Source organism: Pseudovibrio sp. W64 (genome assembly GCF_001623145.1).
Lineage (GTDB): Bacteria > Pseudomonadota > Alphaproteobacteria > Rhizobiales > Stappiaceae > Pseudovibrio.
Window position 1 is genome coordinate 169,510 of sequence record NZ_LMCI01000009.1, and the last position, 19,901, is coordinate 189,410.

A 19,901-nucleotide genomic window follows, 5' to 3' on the forward strand; every position below is an offset into this window, starting at 1 on the left:
AAATCTCAATTGATCCCGTTTTTTTCCTCTTATGCCCAAGTTGTCTGCGACAATAAGTCCGCAAATTTTTAACCAGTCTAGACAAGTGCGACCATTGGTGGCAGATAGCATCCGTCAATATAAGTGCGTATTTAGCGCATTTTCACCTATGTCTTCTTTGCGGTGTATAGACAGTGACCGGTTTTGACTGGTTGCGGGCCTGTCCTCACAGAAGAGATCGTAGGTGTTCTCTTTCAATTTTGTTTCGAGAGGACGCGACCTTGGAACACACGGACACGGCTGAACCGTCACGCCGCGATTTTCTTTACATCGCGACCGGTGCCGTGGGCGCGGTCGGTGCGGGAGCTCTGGCTTGGCCCTTTATCCATCAGATGAACCCCGATGCATCTGCACTGGCTTTGGCTTCTATCGAAGTTGATGTTTCTGCGGTTGAAGTCGGGCAATCCATCACTGTGACCTGGCGTGGTAAGCCGGTCTTTATCCGTCAACGTACGGAAAAAGAGATCGCTGAAGCGACAGAAGTGCCTATTGCTGATCTGCCAGACCAGTTTGCACGTAATGCTAACCTAGAAGATGGTGCGGACGCATCTGACGCAAACCGCGCTACGACAGGTAAAGAAGCCTGGCTGGTTATGGTTGGCGTTTGTACGCACCTGGGCTGTGTGCCTCTTGGTGAAGCTGGTGAATACGGCGGCTGGTTCTGCCCATGTCACGGCTCCCACTACGACACTGCTGGTCGTATTCGTAAAGGCCCGGCTCCAGAAAACATGCTCGTGCCGCCTTACAAGTTTTCCAGCGACGACGTTGTTGTAATCGGCTGACGAGGCCCTTTCAGGAGGCAGCTATGGCTGGTCATTCTACTTATGAACCGCAAAACGCTGGCGCCAAATGGCTTGAGCGTCGTTTGCCGGTACTCTCCCTTGTACATGGGAGTTTTGTTGCGTTTCCTACCCCGAAGAACCTGAACTACTGGTGGACCTTCGGCGGTATCGCATTTTTCGTGCTCGTTGTTCAGCTCATTACCGGTATCGTTCTGGTAATGCACTACACGCCGAATGATGCGCTCGCATTTGCATCCGTTGAGCACATCATGCGCGATGTGAACTACGGATGGTTGATGCGTTATCTGCACTCAAACGGTGCATCCATGTTCTTCTTCGCAGTGTACATCCACATCTTCCGCGGTATGTACTACGGTTCTTACAAAGAGCCGCGCGAAATTGCATGGATCCTGGGTGTGTTGCTGTTCTTCCTCATGGTGCTTACCGCATTCATGGGCTACGTGCTTCCTTGGGGCCAGATGTCTCTTTGGGGTGCAACGGTTATTACGAACCTGTTTTCTGCAGTTCCAGTTGTTGGTGAAGCAATCACCACATGGCTCTGGGGTGGTTTCGCAGTTGGTAACCCAACACTGAACCGCTTCTTCTCACTGCACTATCTGCTGCCGTTCGTGATCCTTGGCGTTGTGATGCTGCACATCTGGGCGTTCCACGTTGCTGGTAACAACAACCCAGTTGGTGTTGATCCTAAGTCCGATAAAGACACAGTTCCATTCCATCCGTACTACACGTTGAAGGATCTGTTCGCGATCGTTGTCTTTATGATCCTGTTCTCCTGGTTCGTGTTCTACCTGCCAAACTATCTGGGTCATGCTGATAACTACATTCCAGCGAACCCAATGGTGACACCAGCGCACATCGTTCCAGAATGGTTCCTTCTGCCATTTTATGCGATCCTGCGTGCGATCACTTTCGATATTGGTCCAATTCCTTCCAAGCTCGGTGGTGTGATTGCCATGGGCGGTGCGATTGCGATCTTGTTCGTGTTGCCTTGGCTTGACACTTCCAAAGTTCGTTCAGCGAATTACCGTCCTGTTTACCGGTTCTTCTTCTGGCTCTTCTTCTTCACCACAATCATGTTGGGGTGGCTTGGATCTAAGCCTGCTGAGCAGCCATACATTGCCTGGATCCAGTTCTTTACGGTTCTCTACTTCGCACACTTCCTGATCGTTCTTCCAGTTCTCGGACTGATCGAAACGCCTCGGAAAGTTCCTGACTCAATCAACGATGCAGTGCTGGGTAAGTCCAGTGATGCGGCTTAAGGGCAGGGGATTTTAAAGATGAAAAATCTAATGTTCAAAAGCGCTCGTGCTCTGGCTGTTGTTGCAGGTCTTGCTGTAGCTGGTCCGGCTCTTGCAGCTGGCGAAGGACCTCACGTCGAAAAGCAGCCTTGGTCTTTTGCTGGCCCATTCGGTCAGTTTGACAAAGCGCAGCTGCAGCGCGGCTTCCAGGTGTACCAGGAAGTTTGTTCTGCCTGTCATGGACTGAGCTACGTCGCATTCCGTAACCTTGCTGAGGAAGGCGGACCAGGTTTCTCTGTTGATGAAGTGAAGGCTCTTGCAGCTGAATACACCATCGAAGATGGCCCGGACAGTGAAGGTGAAATGTTTGAGCGTGACGGCAAGCCGTTCGACAAATTCCCATCACCATTCCCGAACGAGCAAGCTGCACGTGCTTCTAACAATGGTGCTTACCCACCAGACCTTTCTTTGATGGCAAAAGCACGCGCTGCCCTTCGTGGTTTCCCTTGGTTTGTTCTTGATGTTGCCACGCAGTATCAGGAAAACGGTCCGGATTACCTGTACGGTCTGCTAACTGGCTACCATGAGGCACCTGAGGGTGTTGAGGTTCCAGAAGGTCAGTACTACAATCCTGGCTTCATTTCAGGGTCCACGCTCGCAATGGCGCCTCCGCTTTCTGATGAGCTGGTTGAGTACTCCGACGGTTCTCCAATGACTGTTGATCAGTATGCTCGTGACGTTTCTGCATTCCTGATGTGGACTGCTGAGCCTCATCTGGAATCACGCAAGCGTATCGGCTTTGGTGTGATGGCATTCCTGATCCTGTTCGCATCGCTGCTGTACTTTACAAAGCGTAAGATCTGGAGAGATGTTGACCACTAAGGTCACATTTATAAATTCAAAAAGGGCTATCCTAATCGGGTAGCCCTTTTTTTTGGGGTTGCGGGCTGGATTTGATGTACCGCCAACTTCCTATCAGTGAATCAGGTAAGGTTGCGCCGACACAGGCAAAGCGGAGAGAGCGATATGCAGGCGGTTCTGGGCATTATCGGAGGTTCTGGCCTCTACAATATCCCTGGTTTTGAAAATGCCCGATGGGAACGGATTGAAAGCCCGTGGGGTGAGCCAAGTGATGATGTTTGTATCGGCGAGATTGGTGGCTTGAAGGTTGTTTTCCTGCCTCGTCACGGTCGCGGACATGTGCACTCTCCAACCGAGATCAATTATCGCGCAAATATTGACGTGCTTAAGCGGGCTGGTGTCACAGACCTGATTTCCGTCAGCGCCTGCGGGTCCTTGAAAGAGGAATATGCACCGGGAACTTTCGTTCTTGTTGACCAGTTCATCGATCGTACGTTTGCGCGCGAAAAGAGCTTCTTTGGAACAGGCTGCGTGGCGCACGTCTCCGTTGCTGATCCAATTTCGCCACTGCTGGTGGATGTTGTTGAAAGTGCCTGTCAAGAAGAGGGCCTTACGTATAGCCGCGGCGGTACTTATCTGGCTATGGAAGGGCCTCAGTTTTCTTCCAAGGCAGAAAGCCTCCTCTACCGCTCCTGGGGCTGTGACGTTATTGGCATGACAAACATGCCGGAAGCCAAGCTGGCCCGTGAAGCGGAAATCAGTTATTCAACTGTGGCGATGGTAACGGATTACGACAGTTGGCATGCCGACCACGGAAACGTAGATATCAACGCGATCATCAAGGTTCTACACGAGAACGTGGAAAGTGCTCAGAAGCTTGTCCTAGCTGTTGCCCGGAAACTGCCGAGAGAGCACCAGCAGTGCCCGGTTGGTTCCAACACGGCACTTGATTTTGCGATTATGACTGCTGAGGACAAAAGAGACCCGGCACTGCTTGCAAAGCTTGATGCTGTTGCTGGACGTGTGCTGCGCAAATAATCGAGCACAGATCGCTTATGGGGCTCTCGTTGAAGGGCTTCTTACAAAAACTATGCAATTCAAACGCGGAAATGACCATGACTGACATAACTAACAGTATCTCAGAGGAGCTGATTGCGTCCATTCGGACCATTCCAGACTATCCAAAGGAAGGTATTCTGTTTCGCGATATCACAACACTGCTGAGTGATCCTCGCGCCTTCCGCCGTGCGGTTGATGCACTGGTACAGCCTTGGGCTGGCTCCAAGATTGAGCAGGTTGCTGGTATCGAGGCGCGCGGCTTTATTCTTGGTGGTGCTGTGGCTCACCAGCTCTCCGCCGGTTTCTTGCCAGTGCGTAAGAAGGGTAAGCTGCCGTTTAAGACCATCGAGCAGGAATATGAGCTGGAGTATGGTACCGATACCATTGAGATCCACTGTGATGCTGTAAAGCCCGGTGAGAAGGTTATTCTGGTTGATGACCTGATTGCGACTGGTGGGACCGCAGAAGCTGCTGTGAAGCTTCTGAGAAGCGCTGGGGCCGACATCGTGGCTGCGTGCTTCATTGTCGATTTGCCAGAACTGCAAGGACGTGCAAAACTGGAAGCACTCGATATTCCTGTCAGGACATTGGTGGAGTTTCCCGGTCATTGAATGACGCCTTTGTAGAGAATGGCCCGCAGTTTTCTGCGGCCTTCAATCACGATTTTGAATTGCTTTTGAAATGGCGCCGGGATGTGCGCCATTTTAAGCAGGACATTATTGATCGCGAAACTGTTGATGAGCTTTTGCGGTTAACTGATCTTTCCCCAAGCGTCGGCAACAGTCAGCCGTGGCGTTTTATCGAGATGAGCCAACCTGCGAACCGCGAGGCTGTTTATCTCAATTTCCAACAGGCAAATTCTGAAGCTCTCAAGGGCTATAAAGGGGAGCGGGCAGAAAGCTATACCAAGCTCAAGCTGCAAGGCTTGACTGATGCTCCGCTGCAATTTGCTGTATTTTGTGATCTTGATCCAACGCAGGGAGGCGGGCTCGGACGGCAGACTATGCCAGAGACGCTGGCTTATTCTTGTGTTAGCGCAATTAATTGCCTCTGGCTTGCTGCTAGAGCAAAAGGCATTGGTGTCGGTTGGGTGTCTATTCTCAATCCTGACAGTATCGGACAGTTGTTTGGTGTTCCTGAAAATTGGAAATTTGTTGCCTATCTTTGCATAGGTTACCCATGTGAGAACAACGAAGTCCCCGAACTGCAGCGCACTGGCTGGCAGGCACGTACTGCCACTGAATTGCGAATGTTAAAAGATATTGATCTAGTCAGGCCAGAAGCCAAACAGGAGTCTTCTTCGTGTCAATCCAAGTAAGAGCAATTGAACCAGAAGATCGAGAGCAGGTTGTTGAACTGCTCGTAAACCGGTGGACCAGTCCTGAGCAATTGCTTGATGGTGAAATGGTGGACGCCTCACGTCTGCCTGGATATCTCGCTCTGGATGAAGGGCGTCTTGTGGGGATGATTACGTTGATCAAGCGTGAGCAGGAGTGGGAGATCCTTACGCTGGATTCGCTACAACGCTGGGGCGGCATTGGTACGCTTCTGCTGGATGCTTCCGTTGATGCTGCGCGGCAGGAAGGCCTTGGCCGGATTATGGTGCGGACCTCAAACGACAATCTGGATGCATTTCGGTTTTATCAAAGACGTGGCTTCCGCTTAGAAAAAGTGGTGCAGGGCGTCATTGATGAGGAACGTAAGTTAAAGCCAGAAATACCAGTCACAGGCTTGCACGGCATACCGCTGCGTGACGAGGTGATTTTTGGACGCGACATCACCGGCAATCGATCTTAGCTTTACATTCAAACGGTATTTGACTAATTTTATGAAAGATTAAATAAAATTGTATATGAGGGTTGTGTTGTGATCGTCCGCATAATCGAATTGGTGCGACGCTATAGAACGATACGGCTCTCCTTACTGGCCACTGTACTGGATTGCTCTGTCGATGAGATCCTGTATGCCGTTGATGGCCTGGAAAACAACAGTATCATGCGCGTGCGAGGCAGTTCCCTGGTTTCGAATGAGGCCATTGCAGAGAGTGATATCAGCGTGCGCATGCACTCTCGGTTTGCCGAGAAGAATGCCATTGGCAAACTTGCTGCCAGCCTGATTAAGGATGGTGAAAGTTTGCTGATTGAGGCGGGCAGTACGCTTTCCCTTTTTGCCAATCATCTGAAAGAGAAGAAAAATCTCTCCATCGCGACGACAAGCCCGCTGATTGCGGAGAGCCTTGTCCGGCATAGTCGTACATGTAATGTTGAGTTGATTGGCGGCAGGTTGGAAGCGCATACCACTGCGCTTCATGGGGAAGAGACACAGGCGCGTATTCGTGATCTGAAGGTGGACTGGACCGTCCTGAGCCCGACGAGCATGTGTATTCAAAAAGGGGCCTGCTACTTCCACAAAGTTGATGCTGAAACCAGCTTGCTTATGCAGCGCAGTGCGCAGAAAACTATGATGTTGAATGATAGTTCCAAATTGGGCGTTCCCAGCCGCTATACCGCGCAAACAATGCAGGGTGTTGATGTCTTTATTACTGATAATAATGGGGAATTAGGCTTTGCTGAAGTCGATCATCATCTTAGAAAAGCGCGCGTTTTTCATGCGATTTCCGAGGATGCTGACAGCGAAGATTTCATTCTTCTGAACAGTTGATAAATTTTAATCTTTTTCGATAAAAATGAACATTGTTTACTACCGGAATAGTATCTGGGATCTAGGCCAATTTAGATGATTAATGACTTAATGGTGGACGTTCTCGCCAATCTGGTTAAGCGCCACAGACGTATTTCATTGACTGCTGCGGCAGATATTTTAGGAATGGATTTTGAAGAACTCACCAGTCTGGCGAAGGTGTTGTCGGATCGTGAGGAATTTGAACTCTTCGATAATTCTATTTGCTTCCTCATGCCACGAGATCAGGATGCCTATCGAGTAAGGCTTCGCAGCCATTACATCGAGAAGTATGCGATTGGTCGGCTGGCGACTTCGTTCTTCAAGACTGGTGACCATGTGGTTGTTGAGTCCGGAAGCACAATGACAATCCTGGCGCAGCATCTTGCTCAGGTGCCGCAGATAAAGGTTTCGACCAACTCGTATGCGGTCGCCTCAATGATGATTGGGGCTGAGACAGCTGCAGACATCCATGTGATTGGCGGCAATCTCTATACCGATGGGCAGGGGGCTTTGGGGCCGATTGCTCTGGGTACGGTTGAGAGCCTCGAGGCGGACTGGGGGATCATTTGTCCTGTCGGTTTGTCCACTGAGGGGGATCTCATGTACTACGTGGAAGAGGAAGCTAAGTTTGCGCGGGCCGTCATGGCGTCTTGCAAGCGAACTATGGTGCTGTGTAACTCCAGCAAGATTGGCGTTCCGAGCCGGTTCGTTGCTAATTCATGCGCTCAGGCAGACATGCTGATCGTGGATAGCGGCGTTGAGCCAAGTATTCTTGACAAGCTGATCGCGCAGGGCGTGAAAGAAGTCCATGTGGCTGATGTGGAGGCAGAAGCTTCCAGTGAGATTGTTTTGTTAGATATTTGATTCTTATCTCATTGATTTTTCAATAAAAAAGGCGCTCGATTGAGCGCCTTTTGTTTTATAGCGATTGTGCCATAGACTTATGTATTGAACTTGAAGAGCAGCACATCGCCATCCTGAACGATGTATTCCTTGCCTTCGTCGCGTGCTTTGCCTGCTTCTTTAGCCGGGTTTTCGCCGCCAAGCTCAACGTAGTCGTTGTAAGCGATGGTTTGTGCGCGAATGAAGCCGCGTTCAAAGTCCGTATGGATGACGCCAGCAGCCTGAGGGGCTTTGGTGCCTCTTGATACGGTCCAGGCGCGTGTTTCTTTCGGGCCAGCTGTGAAGTAGGTGATCAGGTGCAGCAGGTCGTAGCCTGCGCGGATCAAACGGTCTAGGCCAGGCTCTTCCAAGCCCATGTCAGCCATGTATTCACGCTGCTCTTCGTCTTCCAGTTGTGCAATTTCTGCTTCAATCGCGGCTGAGATGACAACGGAGGCTGCGCCTTGCTCTTCTGCCATAGCCTGAACCTTAGCGGACAGGCTGTTGCCTTTGTCTGCTGATTCTTCTTCCACGTTACACACGTAGAGAACTGGCTTGGATGTCAGCAGGTTCAGCATTTCGAGCTGTTTGACGTCTTCCGGATCGGTGAGGCCAAGTGCGCGCACTGGCTTACCATCCTGAAGAATTGCGAGTGCCTGTTCCATAATCGGAAGAGCCATCTTGGCGTCTTTGTCGCCAGACTTCGCTTTTTTAGCGAGCGGCGCAATACGCTTTTCGAGGCTTTCCATGTCAGAAACCATCAGTTCGGTTTCGACTGTTTCTGCATCAGCGATTGGATCGATCTTGCCATCAACGTGCGTGATGTCGTCGTCTTCGAAACAGCGCAGAACGTGTGCGATCGCGTCTACTTCGCGGATGTTAGCGAGGAACTGGTTGCCCAGGCCTTCCCCTTTGGACGCGCCGCGCACGAGGCCTGCAATGTCTACGAAAGTCAGGCGGGTCGGGATGATCTCTTTGGAGCCAGCGATTGCTGCAATCTTGGACTGGCGTGGATCTGGCACAGCAACATCACCAGTGTTTGGCTCAATGGTGCAGAACGGATAGTTTGCTGCCTGCGCCGCTGCTGTCTTCGTCAGAGCGTTGAAGAGGGTAGACTTACCAACGTTAGGCAAGCCGACGATGCCGCACTGAAAACCCATTTATTCTTGTCCTTTCGATCCAAACAGCTGCTCAAGCGCTGACGCGAGCGGCCCTTTTTTGTTAGCTTCTTTGTCCTGATAGCCCGTTGCTTTTGGAGCTGGCTTTTTTTCTGGTTCAGGCTCGGCGGGGTCCTGCTTCTTTTTAACAGCAGCCTCGCGAGAGCTGTCCTTTTTGTAAGGTTTACCAGAGCCTTCCGGGCGTGTTGCCAGTGTCACCTTGTTGGCGAACTGGTTGTCGTGATGTTGTGCAAGCAAAGGAGCGTTGTCTGCAACTGCCTCCAGAAGAGGCTCAAGCCACTCCTGATCCGCTTTTGCAAAATCACCCAAGACCCATTGATGTACGCGGTCTTTATGGCCGGGATGGCCAATACCAAGGCGTACACGGCGATAGGCATCCGTGATGTGTGCTGTGATGGAGCGCAGGCCATTGTGGCCTCCGTGACCGCCGCCATTCTTCATGCGGAATTTCGCAGGAGGCAGGTCCAGCTCGTCATAGAGCACGACAACATCTTGTGGGGTGAGCTTGTAGAAACGGAGTGCTTCACCTACGGAGCGACCGGATTCGTTCATGTAGGTCATTGGCTTCATCAGCAGGACTTTTTCACCTGCCAAAGTACCTTCAGAAACCTGAGCCTGAAAGCGAGCCCGCCACGGGCTGAATGAGCTATGGCGGCGATGAATTTCATCTGCCGCCATGAACCCGATATTGTGACGATTACTCTCGTATTTAGGGCCTGGATTACCGAGGCCGACTAACAGCTTCATAGGTATTGTCCCAAGCCCTAGTTAGAGAATTACTCTTCGCCTTCACCTTCTTCAGAAGCGTCGTCGTCTTCTTTCAGACCTGCTGGTGCAACAATCGTGGAGATTGTGAAGTCGCGGTCTGTAATGGTCGGAGCACAACCAGCTGGGAGCTTAACAGCAGAGATATGCTGAGAAGAACCGAGGTCAGCTTCACCAAGATCGATTTCGAGAGCTTCTGGGATAGCGTTCGCTGGAACAGTCATTTCAACAGTGTGACGTACAACGTTGATAACACCACCGCGCTTAAGGCCTGGGGAAGTTTCTTCGTTGAGGAACTTCACTGGGATTTCAACGGTCAGAGTAGCGTTTGCAGAAACACGCAGGAAGTCAACGTGCATCAGAGTGTCTTTTACTGGATGCAGCTGGAAGTCTTTTGCAATTACAGAAGTCTTTTCGCCGTTCAGGTCGATTGTACCGACGTGAGACAGGAAACCGCCCTTATGCAGGGTCATGGTTGCTTCTTTAATTGGCAGGCTGATAGACACTGCTTCTTTTTTGTCGCCGTAGATTACTGCTGGTACAAGACCTTCACGACGAGCTGCACGAGCGGCCCCCTTGCCGGCCCGTTCACGCACCTGTGCTTTCAGCTCATAGCTGTTTGCCATGGTGGAATCTCCTAGTTTGATTATAAAAGTAAGGCCGCGGGAGCGACAGATTTCTGCGCTCAACTACGGCCAACTTCGCACGCCTCCTCCAAGGGTGTCGACGTACGCGGCTCGTATAACCGATACTCCCAGAAAGAGCAAGGGCAACTGCTGAGCCTACAATAAGAAAAACCGAGGCGTACCCCGGTTTCTCAAAGCTTGTGATTAGAGCTCGTTATGAATCGAACAAGCTGGAAACAGAGCGTTCCTGCGATGTGCGATTGATCGCTTCGCCCATGAGTGGGGCTATAGAAATAGTGCGGATGTTTGGAGCAGCCTGAACAGCAGCCGTTGGCTCGATGGAATCGGTGATTACCAGTTCTTTGAGCTTGGATGCTGAAACGCGTGCCACTGCGCCACCTGAGAGGACACCATGTGTGATGTAGGCCGTGACGGACTTGGCACCAGCAGCAAGAAGTGCATCTGCTGCGTTGCAAAGAGTTCCGCCAGAATCGACGATGTCATCCACAAGGATACAATCGTAGCCGCTCACATCACCGATGATGTTCATGACTTCGGATTCACCAGGCTTGTCGCGGCGCTTATCAACGATGGACAGAGGAGCTTCAATGCGCTTTGCTAGTGCACGCGCACGAACCACACCGCCAACATCCGGAGAAACAACCATGACGTTGGTTGTGTCATAGTGCTCTTTGATGTCACGGGTCATCACCGGCGCACCGTAAAGGTTGTCGGTTGGGATGTCGAAGAAGCCCTGAATCTGCGCAGCATGCAGGTCGAGTGTAAGCACTCTGTCTGCACCAGCATTGGTGATCAGGTTGGAAACAAGTTTCGCAGAGATTGGCGTACGAGGCGCTGACTTACGGTCCTGACGGGCGTAGCCAAAGTATGGAACCACTGCGGTAATGCGACGTGCTGAAGAACGGCGGAGCGCATCAATGATGATCAGCAGTTCCATGAGGTGGTCATTTGCCGGATAGCTTGTAGGCTGAATGACAAAGACGTCCTCACCGCGCACGTTCTCCTGGATTTCAACGTAGATTTCTTGGTCTGCAAAGCGGCGAACCTGGCACTTCGACAATGGTACATCAAGATACTTTGAAATTTGCTCGGCCAGCGCGCGATTGGAGTTACCCGCGACGATTTTCATAACCCGCAAGTCCTTCTTGGGCTTTGATCTCACCGTGTGACATTCGTCGGTGGTGAGGTGGAAATTTGCGTCCCTTGGTGGAACCCGATTTCTTCTGGTAAGGCGTCCTGACAGGTCGCCTTGCGCGCCTTTTAGCAACCTCGTCTTAAGCCGACAATAGCCAGAACGCACAGCAGCTCAGCTTTTTTGCAAAAGCTGAGCTGCGTAATTGTGTATCTATTTGATTTTATTAGGTCACTTGCTGTGTAACCATGCTTCTAAAGAAGCAATTGTTCTGGTCGCAATTCTTCGCAGTGCATCGCTTGAAACATCAGCCCATGGATCGCCAGAGTTGCCGCCAGTTTGCTCCTGGCCATCGATCCGGTGAACACGGTTGCCATTTGCGTCAATAATATCAAATACATAGAAGACGGTGGTGGTGTACTGATCGCCAGCTGCGGTCAAGAATCCTTTGACTCGGTACGTTGCTGGTGCACCAACGCGTCTGACGAGGTTGAGATTCGCTGCTGCTGCGCGATTCCCAAGTTGCTCAGAGAGATCGTCGGCAATATTGCCAGGCAGTCCGGTCAGCTGCTCAAATGCAAAAGTTGCTTTTGCCGGAGAGACAGTCGGAGGAGCTGACTTGGTTTCAATCATGTCCCCGATGCTGGAAGGGGGAAGAGGGTTTGCCGCACAGCCTGCAAGAATTGCCATAGCGGCAATGATTAATACCCGAGGTAAAAGTACGAGCTTCAGCATGTCAGTCCTTAAAGTCCACTCAGAGAATCAGCGTGGGGTGCCCCCAATAGATTCGTAAAGGTTAATTATGGCAGTCTTTACCCTGCCTTCACAGGGAGGTCGAGAGAAAGCTGTGATAAGCTTTCAGGGCCATCTGCGTGTGTGATGTAAGTTTGGCCCAAAGTCATAGCGGTTTCGCTGTCTGAATCCATGATGATCATGTGCATAAACAACACCATGTTTTCATGAATTTCATGTGCATTTTCTTTGAAAGCCATGTAGGGCGGCTCCATCCAGCTTGGTGTGAAGCGGGCACCAAGTGAATATCCGCAGGCATTCAGGCGGTGTGGCATCAGGCCGCGATCATCCAGAATGTTGGCGTGTGCAGCAAACAGGTCGCCAAATGTGTTGCCCACCTGCATGGCTTGTTCAACGGCCAGAAGGGCATCTTTTGCGGCGCGGTGGAGTTCCAGATGGCGCGGCGTTGGCTCACCCAGAATAACTGTGCGGATGGAGGCTGCGTGATAGTGGCGGTAAACCCCCGCCCATTCTATGGTGAGTTGATCGTTTTCTGAGAGGGTTCTGCGACCAGATTTGTAGCGGCAGAGAAGGGCGTCAGGGCCTGAGCCAATGACGAATTCGTTGGCGGGGTAGTCGCCGCCGCCTTCAAATACTGCGCTTTGCATCTTAGCCAGAATGCGGCCTTCGTCGGCTCCGGGTTTGATTTCCTCCATACCAGCAAGGAAAGCAGCATCGGCGAGTTTGCCTGCGGTTCTGACATATTCCAGCTCAGTTGACGATTTGACCAGACGGAGCTCCTTTATGATGTCGGAAGCGTCATCGACGTCTGCAAAGGAATGCAGAGATTCGTCCAGCAACCGGCCATTGGCAGCGGTGAGGCCGTGAGTGTCATATTCCACGCCGATGCGGGTGCCGAGCAGGTCGAGATCAAACAGAAGCTCTTTTACCTGACCAACCGGAGATTTGCCTGCGACGTCCATCCAGAGGCGAATGTCTTTTAGGTTGGAGGTGTTGCGGGCTTGCCGCAGATCAGCGGAGCGGGTGAGAAGGATAGGTTCTTCACCGGGGCGGTAGATCAAGCACTGGAAGAAGCAGTAGCCGAAGGTGTCAAAACCTGTCAGCCAATACATGCTCTCCTGTGCGAAGATCAGCAGGCAATCGAGATGACGCTCTTTGAGTTTGGCGTCCAGAGCAACACGGCGCTCAGCAAATTCTTCCGGTGCAAAGTGCAGGGCCATGGTCTTCTCCCAATCCATAGTTTGCAAAGCAATGTGAAACAGAACTTACTCTTGCTCGTCCGTCAGCACAATCAGGCGGTCAACATGATAGTTGATATCTGGCGTCCGTAATCTGGTTCTTTGTTATGGGTGGTTCTTCGGTAGGAGAAGAACCTATCCGCATCCGTATAGGTGCATAGTTTGAGATAGATGACGTCTTTGAGGGCGAGTTTGTCCAGTTGGGCTTTGATGAAACCTGGCAGATCAAACATGCTGTGCAGTGGCTTTTGTGAGGGAACGAAGAATCGCTTGTTGTCCTGAGACTGTTCGAGGAAGCGCACCACAAACTCCGGGCCAACCTCATAAGCCTGCTGTGAGATCATCGGGCCCATCACCGCTGTGATGTTCGATGGGTTTGCACCCAGCTGCTGCATGGCTTGAACGGTGTTCGGTAGGATGCCATCGACGGCGCCTTTCCAGCCTGAGTGGGCTGCGCCGATAACTCTGTTGTCCGGATCAGCGAACAGGATCGGGCCGCAGTCTGCGGTCAGGATGCCAATGGCGAGGCCGGGGGTGTTGGTGACGAGAGCGTCTGCGCGTCTGTCATCTTCCTCAGCAAAGGGCGCAGATACGCTCAGCGCCTTGGCCGAGTGGATCTGGTAGGGGGTAACCATCCTTTCAGGTGTTGTGCCGAGTTGCTCGGCGACACGGCGGCGGTTTTCCAGAACGTCTTCACGGACATCGCTGGAACCCAGGCCGACGTTGAGGCCTTTGTAGATGCCGGAGGAAACACCTCCTTCGCGGGTGAAGAAGCCATGTGAAAGGCATTGCATTGCGTCAAGCTCTGGCACTTTAATCATTGGCTTCTCCCTGCTTCGATGCGATCAATTCTGGAAAGGAATTGGTTTTTCTGAGGTGTTGGTGATGCTAAGGACTTTGAAGAGCGTGCCCATCTGGTCATCGGCTGCGAGGCGCTCCACGTCTTTGCGGATCTGGTCCTGATCCAGCGTGGATTTGCCAGTTCCAAGTTGTCCGGCGCGCTCCAGCAGCCCAAGGCCGAGGAGAAACTCGCCCTGACCGATTGGGCCGTGCACGTTTGCCCCTTCTGCAGTGGCTGCGCTGGCGAGTGCCTGGAAGTTGACGTGAGCGGTTAAGTCCGCTTCGCCGCAATGTTCCAGCGTGGAGACGTACTCGTGCTTCTTGAGGGCCTGAAACGTGTCGCCTGTGGCCGTCTTTGCATAGCCGTAATCTATGAGCAGAGCAGCACCGCCGTCTGCCTTGAGGCGTTGGCCGATTTGTGAGGCAATTGCGGTGGAGGCTGGAGACAGCTCCAGCGTATCGCCCAGTTTTGCCTGTAGACCGGCTTTGGCGACGTCTGCCGGAGACAGAGTGCCTGAGCCGATGCCAAATGTCAGATTGCCGTCGTCATCCAGCCCAACACAGCGCTCACGCCAGCCTTGCTCGGTGAGCTGGTACTGGTGGATCGGGAGAGCATCGAAAAGTTCATTTGCAACGAGCAGGGTTGGTCCATCCGGGATGGTCTCCAGCGTGTCGTGCCACTTGATTGTGTAGGCTTTGAGCAGTTTGCGCTGTGCTTTGCGTAAGGATGGGCTGGTTTCGACCAGGTGAATCTGAATGTTGGCGAGCATCTGCGGGCGTAACGAGATAACGCGCAGGATGTCTTTCATTAAAGTGCCGCGGCCCGGACCCATTTCGACCAGATTCACCGGGCCTTTCAAATCCTGCGACAGCCATTGATGCATAAGCCAGGCACCGATCAGTTCGCCGAACAGCTGTGAGATTTCTGGCGCCGTGGTGAAATCACCTTTCGTCCCGAATGGCTGCTGTCGCATGTAGTAGCCATGCTCGGGATCAGAGAGGCACATGCCCATATATTCAGCGAGGGTCATTGGACCATGGTCCGCGATGCGCTTTTTGATTTTTTCCTGAAGTGGCGTGGACGCAGAGCTGGTCATTTTGCTTCTTTGATTTCCGTGTTTCTTTTGAGAGCCCAAATTACGACCGCTATGCCGATCAAAACCATCGGCAGACTCAGCAGCATCCCCATAGTGAAGAAGCCTGCGAGGTAGCCGATGTGGGCGTCCGGTACGCGGTAGAATTCTACGAAGGTGCGTGCCAGACCATAACCGATGGCGAAGCTGCCTGCGAGAACGCCCGGTTTTTGCAGCAGTTTGAAGCGATGGGACAACAGGCGCAGCACGAAGAACAGAAGTGCTCCTTCCAGCGCTGCTTCATAAAGCTGGCTTGGGTGTCTTGGTTCTGGTCCGCCGGTTGGGAAGACAACGGCCCATGCCACATCTGTCGGGCGACCCCATAGCTCTGAGTTGATGAAGTTGGCGATACGCCCGAAAAAGAGACCGATTGGGGCGGCGATGGCGGCCAGATCAAACATAGTCCAGCCAGACAGGCCACGTGCTCTGGAATAGATGATCAGCACAACAATCATGCCCAACAGACCACCGTGGAAGGCCATGCCTCCCTCCCAGACAGCCAGAATGTCTGCTGGATTGGCGAGGTAGTAGGGCAGATTGTAGAATAGGACGTAGCCAAGGCGACCACCCAGAACAATGCCGAGCGTTGCCCACATGACGAAGTCGTCGATGTCTGTTGCTGTTGGATGAGCTGTCTTGTTCCAGAGAGGCGAGTTGCGGACGGTTACGATCATGTAGCGCCATGCAAGAAGAATTCCGGCGATATATGCCAGTGCATACCAACGGATGGCCAGTGGTCCGAATTCAATCAGAACCGGATCAATCATCGGGAAAGGTATTGCTAAGAGCGGCATATGAAACCCTTCTGTTATTAAAGTGCCCTGCGCTCAGAGACCCTCACGCACTTTACTCTAATTCGGTTTGTTTGAGCGCATTGCAAGTGTTTGATCGGAGGTTATCAAACCTCATGCGCTTCAGTTCAGCGAGCATTCCGACAAGTGAAGGATTTGGTCAAGTGGTTTGTGGCAGGTGTTCAACACAAGCTTTCGACATCTTACTGACAGGTTCTTTAGGGTTCTGGGTGCAAATCAGCTCTCAGCGCTTGAAACTGACGGGCCGGACCAATACTTGTTTGTGAGAGAGAAATTTAAAGAGGACGCCATGAGCCAGTCTCCAAATCGTATGTTTGACGAGTTTGCAAAGCTGATGACCGATGCCGCTGGTGTTGCGCAGGGTGCCAAGCGGGAAGTAGAAACCGCATTCCGAGCGCAGGCCGAGCGTTTCATGTCTGATATGGATCTGGTTTCGCGTGATGAGTTTGACACAGTCAAAGACATGGCGATCAAAGCGCTTGATGAAGTTGAAAAGCTTGAAGAGCGCCTTGCAGCAGTAGAAAAGCGCCTTGCCGATCTAGATGAAAAAGCTGCGCCAGAAGACAAAGCGTAGGTTTGGCTGAAAATTACATGTGAATATGCTGTGGGCGGCTTTGAGTCGTCCACAATTTTCGCAATGATCTGTCTATTCCCCCTATAGGGGAAAGGCCAAATCTATCGGTATATTGGCAAAAAAGGGATTCGATGTCCTGCATCAATAGTTCCAGTCTGGAACTTCCTTTGTAGTGCATGCTTCTATCCAAGAGCACGTAAGTGTCTGGTCCATGATCACTCAACCCGCATCCGTCTGGAGTGGGTAGATAAACCATTCCTCAAACGGAAAGAGGACCGGAAATGAGCCTTATTGAGTTCGGCACGGAACGCCCCCTGAATCCGGTTGATACCATTGAAAACCTTGCAACCGGTAATGACTGGTGCTTTGAACGACTTGGTGATGATGAAATTTCCATTTCGGTTACAGGGACTTGGTGTGATTACCACGTAACCTTTTCATGGATGGAAGAGTTGGAAGCACTGCATATGGCAAGTGCGTTCGACCTCAAGGTTCCTGCTCCCAGAAAAGATGAGATTGTTCGTCTGCTTGCGCTCATTAACGAGCAGCAGTGGATGGGGCATTTTGATATCTGGGGTCGTGAAGGTGTTGTTATTTTCCGTCAGTCGCTTTTGCTGGCTGGTGGTGCAGAAGCCAATTCATCTCAGATAGAAGTCCTATTCTCTAATTCTCTTGATTCATGTGAGCGGTATTATCAATCGTTCCAGTTTGTCGTGTGGGCTGGCAAGACAGCACAGGAAGCGATGGAAACTGTGATGTTTGAAACTGCCGGTGATGCATGAAACTAACGAATGAACGCCCGCTTGTTTTGATTGGAGCAGGCAAAATGGGTGGTGCCATGCTTGCTGGCTGGATGAAGCAGAGTATGGCACCTGAGCATGTTGTGGTTGTTGACCCCAACCCACCTTCAGACACGCTTGAAACCATCACTGCACACAGCATCCCCTGGCACAAGAGCGTGCCAGAAGGTGTTGTGGCGGGTGTGCTGTTGATGGCTATCAAGCCGCAAATGATGGAAGAGGTGCTGCCAACGCTTACTGATGTTGCCGATGAGGGCAGCATCATCCTGTCTGTTGCAGCGGGCACAACAATCAAGCGCTTTAAAGATACGTTCGGAGCAGCCCAGCCTGTTGTGCGCGTGATCCCGAATACGCCTTCTCAGGTAGGGCGAGGTGTGACTGCAGGTTATGCTTCTGTTGAAGTTCTGGATGAGCAAAAGGCTTTGATGAGCTCCCTGCTTGAAACAATTGGTGCGTTTTATTGGGTGGATGCTGAAGAGCAGATTGATCTGGCAACAGCTGTCAGCGGTTCCGGTCCTGCCTACGTGTTCCATCTGGTTGAAGCCATGAGTGAGGCTGGTCAACGATTAGGGCTGAATGCCGAGCTTGCAGAGGCTTTAGCCCGTGGAACAGTCGCAGGTTCTGGTGAGCTGCTCCATCAATCTCCCGAGAATGCTGATGTTTTGCGCAGGAATGTGACCTCTCCTGGTGGGACGACGGCTGCTGCGCTTTCCGTGTTGATGGGAGACGACGCTTTGACAAACCTGATGAGTGAGGCTGTTGCAAAGGCAGCTCATCGCGCCACAGAACTTGCTGACTAAAGCTGCACCTGTTTGTGCAGGTTCTGACGTGCTGCTTTAGATTTTGTTGTCGCGTCTCTTAGCCTAAAACCGGTTTCCACTTCTTGGAGATACGTTTTCAGCAGGTGCCAAAATTGCTCGATATTGAAGTAAAGCCTCGGTTACTAGACTGAGGCTTTTTCTTTGTATCTGTGCTGCTCCTGTGTGTATGATTAGGTGTTGATGCGTAGTTAGAGCAGGTCGCGTTCATTTACATTCACGCTCCGCACTCTAACTTCTTTAGTGGAGCGGATTCTTAGTGTTTGATTGAAGCCAATCAAACGGAATGCGCTCTGGAGTGTTGGCCATACAGGAGCGTGCCATGCCCACCGAAAAGACCCATCAGAAAGTCATCGCAAGTTTTATTGAGTTGCTGGAAACACACCGGATTGAAGAGATCACTTATACAGCGATCGCGGATAATGCTGGTGTGAAGATTGAGGTGGTGCGGGCGTGTTGCAATGGAAAGCTGGATCTGCTGGCAGCGTTTATGCAGGACATTGACCAGAAAGTTCTGAAAGAGCGTGATCCTGACCTGATGGATGAGACACGGCGTGATCGGCTGTTTGACGTCCTCATGTGCCGGCTTGATATCATGGAACCGCATAGAGAGGCGATCCGGAACCTACGCAAAACAGTGGTGAAAGACCCGGCTTTGGCCATGCACATGCACAAACTGGTGACACGCTCGATGAAGTGGATGCTGGTGGCAGCAGGCATTGAGGAATTTGGTTTGCGCAGTGTCGGTATGTCCAATGCTTTGGCTTTGGGTTTTGAGCGGTTGGTTCGGGTTTGGCTTGAGGATGACGCGCCGGGACACCCTAAGGTTATGGTTGCCGTTGACGACATGCTGGCGAACGGTGAAAAATGGATGGGCCGCGCTTGCCGCGTTGAGAAAGTGGCAGCTCCCTTTATTGAAGGGCTGGGACGGTTGTGCCAGAGACCTTCACGCCCAACAGGTAAAAGCACACCTCCACCTGAAACTGCGAATGGTGGGGCTGAAGCCAGCCCCTAAACCAGTTTGTAGTTAAGCTGAAACACGCGAACTGCTTTAGCCCTTGTTTTTGTGTATCTTTATTCGAAAATCGGTTTCCACTTTTCGGATAAAGATGCGTTGTAATTCGAGTTATTGAGAAGAATATGGACCAAAAAGAAGATACGAAAACCATTGGTATTGATGATTTTTTGAATGTGGATGTGCGTGTTGGCACTGTTGTTGAAGCCGTTGATTTTCCCGAGGCCCGCAAGCCCGCGTACAAACTGAAGATTGATTTTGGTGATGATATTGGTGTGAAGAGAACGTCTGCTCAGATCACTGCTCACTATACGCCTGAGGCGCTTGTTGGTCGCCAGGTGATTGCTGTGGTGAACTTCCCACCACGCCAGATCGGGCCATTTATGTCTGAAGTTTTGACACTTGGATTAGCGGATGAGAATGGAGATATCGTTTTGCTCCATCCCGACAGCAAGGTGCCTAACGGTGGACGGATGCATTAGAGTTCGCTCCAAGTTTGCCGGACCTTTATGACGTGAGGGCAAAAAACTTATTCCCCTCCTGAATTCCTCCCATACTCTGAACCTATGCCTACGTAGCGGGCTGCTGGCGGAGCGACCGTCAGTTTGTCGTAGGCTGGGTTGGGCTGTTGG

The 19,901-nt window shown here is 51.7% G+C and carries 23 protein-coding genes; 14 read left to right on the plus strand and 9 right to left on the minus strand.

The window, feature by feature from the left end; translation table 11 throughout:
* The first annotated feature begins 260 nt into the window (after window positions 1-260).
* The 9 genes from petA to PsW64_RS07315 all read left to right on the plus strand — a co-directional run bounded on the left by petA (window position 261) and on the right by PsW64_RS07315 (window position 7,546).
* Entirely contained in the window at window positions 261-821 is a 561-nt protein-coding gene (petA, locus tag PsW64_RS07275) for a ubiquinol-cytochrome c reductase iron-sulfur subunit (protein ID WP_057463604.1), read from the plus strand.
* Window positions 822-844: 23 nt separating this feature from the next.
* Entirely contained in the window at window positions 845-2,101 is a 1,257-nt protein-coding gene (locus PsW64_RS07280; protein WP_057463603.1) for a cytochrome b, read from the plus strand.
* Between the two features lie 18 nt (window positions 2,102-2,119).
* Window positions 2,120-2,962 carry a cytochrome c1 gene (locus PsW64_RS07285; protein WP_063303209.1) on the plus strand — a complete coding sequence of 281 codons (843 nt, stop codon included), beginning with the start codon at window positions 2,120-2,122 and terminating at the stop codon, window positions 2,960-2,962.
* A gap of 144 nt (window positions 2,963-3,106) precedes the next feature.
* Complete coding sequence (locus tag PsW64_RS07290) at window positions 3,107-3,979, plus strand: S-methyl-5'-thioadenosine phosphorylase (protein ID WP_063303210.1); 873 nt, start codon at window positions 3,107-3,109, stop codon at window positions 3,977-3,979.
* A 77-nt stretch (window positions 3,980-4,056) separates the two neighbouring features.
* Window positions 4,057-4,611, plus strand: a complete 555-nt coding sequence (locus tag PsW64_RS07295) for an adenine phosphoribosyltransferase (protein WP_057463664.1) — start codon at window positions 4,057-4,059, stop codon at window positions 4,609-4,611.
* Window positions 4,608-5,318 carry a 5,6-dimethylbenzimidazole synthase gene (gene bluB / locus PsW64_RS07300; protein WP_057463599.1) on the plus strand — a complete coding sequence of 237 codons (711 nt, stop codon included), beginning with the start codon at window positions 4,608-4,610 and terminating at the stop codon, window positions 5,316-5,318. The genes PsW64_RS07295 and bluB overlap by 4 nt, the downstream gene beginning before the upstream one ends.
* On the plus strand, window positions 5,303-5,797 hold the full coding sequence (locus PsW64_RS07305; RefSeq protein ID WP_063303211.1) for a GNAT family N-acetyltransferase: 495 nt from the start codon (window positions 5,303-5,305) through the stop codon (window positions 5,795-5,797). The genes bluB and PsW64_RS07305 overlap by 16 nt, the downstream gene beginning before the upstream one ends.
* A 69-nt stretch (window positions 5,798-5,866) precedes the next feature.
* The gene (locus tag PsW64_RS07310) at window positions 5,867-6,661 is read left to right on the plus strand and encodes a DeoR/GlpR family DNA-binding transcription regulator (RefSeq protein WP_063293989.1); all 795 of its coding nucleotides are present in this window, start codon (window positions 5,867-5,869) and stop codon (window positions 6,659-6,661) included.
* A 75-nt stretch (window positions 6,662-6,736) separates the two neighbouring features.
* On the plus strand, window positions 6,737-7,546 hold the full coding sequence (locus PsW64_RS07315) for a DeoR/GlpR family DNA-binding transcription regulator (protein WP_208980629.1): 810 nt from the start codon (window positions 6,737-6,739) through the stop codon (window positions 7,544-7,546).
* Between the two features lie 77 nt (window positions 7,547-7,623).
* Here PsW64_RS07315 and ychF read toward each other — a convergent pair whose 3' ends face one another.
* From ychF to lgt, 9 genes are all read right to left on the minus strand, one after another.
* Window positions 7,624-8,724, minus strand: coding sequence for a redox-regulated ATPase YchF (gene ychF, locus PsW64_RS07320; RefSeq protein WP_063290039.1), 1,101 nt, complete (start codon window positions 8,722-8,724; stop codon window positions 7,624-7,626).
* Window positions 8,725-9,489: an aminoacyl-tRNA hydrolase gene (gene pth / locus PsW64_RS07325; protein WP_063303212.1), complete on the minus strand. Its 765-nt coding sequence runs from the start codon at window positions 9,487-9,489 to the stop codon at window positions 8,725-8,727.
* 29 nt (window positions 9,490-9,518) lie between these two features.
* Complete coding sequence (locus PsW64_RS07330; RefSeq protein WP_063290037.1) at window positions 9,519-10,133, minus strand: 50S ribosomal protein L25/general stress protein Ctc; 615 nt, start codon at window positions 10,131-10,133, stop codon at window positions 9,519-9,521.
* Between the two features lie 214 nt (window positions 10,134-10,347).
* Complete coding sequence (locus PsW64_RS07335; protein WP_057463594.1) at window positions 10,348-11,283, minus strand: ribose-phosphate pyrophosphokinase; 936 nt, start codon at window positions 11,281-11,283, stop codon at window positions 10,348-10,350.
* A 234-nt stretch (window positions 11,284-11,517) separates the two neighbouring features.
* The gene (locus PsW64_RS07340; protein WP_208980630.1) at window positions 11,518-11,919 is read right to left on the minus strand and encodes a hypothetical protein; all 402 of its coding nucleotides are present in this window, start codon (window positions 11,917-11,919) and stop codon (window positions 11,518-11,520) included.
* A gap of 179 nt (window positions 11,920-12,098) precedes the next feature.
* Window positions 12,099-13,259, minus strand: a complete 1,161-nt coding sequence (locus tag PsW64_RS07345) for a M24 family metallopeptidase (protein WP_193757761.1) — start codon at window positions 13,257-13,259, stop codon at window positions 12,099-12,101.
* Between the two features lie 71 nt (window positions 13,260-13,330).
* Window positions 13,331-14,098: a peptidoglycan editing factor PgeF gene (gene pgeF, locus PsW64_RS07350; RefSeq protein WP_063303213.1), complete on the minus strand. Its 768-nt coding sequence runs from the start codon at window positions 14,096-14,098 to the stop codon at window positions 13,331-13,333.
* A 24-nt stretch (window positions 14,099-14,122) separates the two neighbouring features.
* The gene (locus PsW64_RS07355) at window positions 14,123-15,214 is read right to left on the minus strand and encodes a class I SAM-dependent methyltransferase (RefSeq protein ID WP_063303214.1); all 1,092 of its coding nucleotides are present in this window, start codon (window positions 15,212-15,214) and stop codon (window positions 14,123-14,125) included.
* Window positions 15,211-16,044 (minus strand): prolipoprotein diacylglyceryl transferase, encoded by an 834-nt coding sequence (gene lgt / locus PsW64_RS07360; protein ID WP_063300239.1) that lies wholly within the window; start codon window positions 16,042-16,044, stop codon window positions 15,211-15,213. The genes PsW64_RS07355 and lgt overlap by 4 nt, the downstream gene beginning before the upstream one ends.
* Before the next feature lie 307 nt (window positions 16,045-16,351).
* Here lgt and PsW64_RS07365 point away from each other — a divergent pair, with 307 nt between their 5' ends.
* The 5 genes from PsW64_RS07365 (at window position 16,352) to PsW64_RS07385 (ending at window position 19,751) form a co-directional block, all read left to right on the plus strand.
* Window positions 16,352-16,636 carry an accessory factor UbiK family protein gene (locus PsW64_RS07365; RefSeq protein WP_057463662.1) on the plus strand — a complete coding sequence of 95 codons (285 nt, stop codon included), beginning with the start codon at window positions 16,352-16,354 and terminating at the stop codon, window positions 16,634-16,636.
* A gap of 281 nt (window positions 16,637-16,917) precedes the next feature.
* Complete coding sequence (locus PsW64_RS07370) at window positions 16,918-17,418, plus strand: YbjN domain-containing protein (protein WP_063293981.1); 501 nt, start codon at window positions 16,918-16,920, stop codon at window positions 17,416-17,418.
* Window positions 17,415-18,236 (plus strand): pyrroline-5-carboxylate reductase, encoded by an 822-nt coding sequence (proC, locus tag PsW64_RS07375; protein ID WP_063303215.1) that lies wholly within the window; start codon window positions 17,415-17,417, stop codon window positions 18,234-18,236. The genes PsW64_RS07370 and proC overlap by 4 nt, the downstream gene beginning before the upstream one ends.
* A 340-nt stretch (window positions 18,237-18,576) precedes the next feature.
* Window positions 18,577-19,269 (plus strand): hypothetical protein, encoded by a 693-nt coding sequence (locus PsW64_RS07380; RefSeq protein WP_057463661.1) that lies wholly within the window; start codon window positions 18,577-18,579, stop codon window positions 19,267-19,269.
* 125 nt (window positions 19,270-19,394) lie between these two features.
* Window positions 19,395-19,751: a tRNA-binding protein gene (locus PsW64_RS07385; protein WP_057463587.1), complete on the plus strand. Its 357-nt coding sequence runs from the start codon at window positions 19,395-19,397 to the stop codon at window positions 19,749-19,751.
* Window positions 19,752-19,901: the final 150 nt, after the last annotated feature.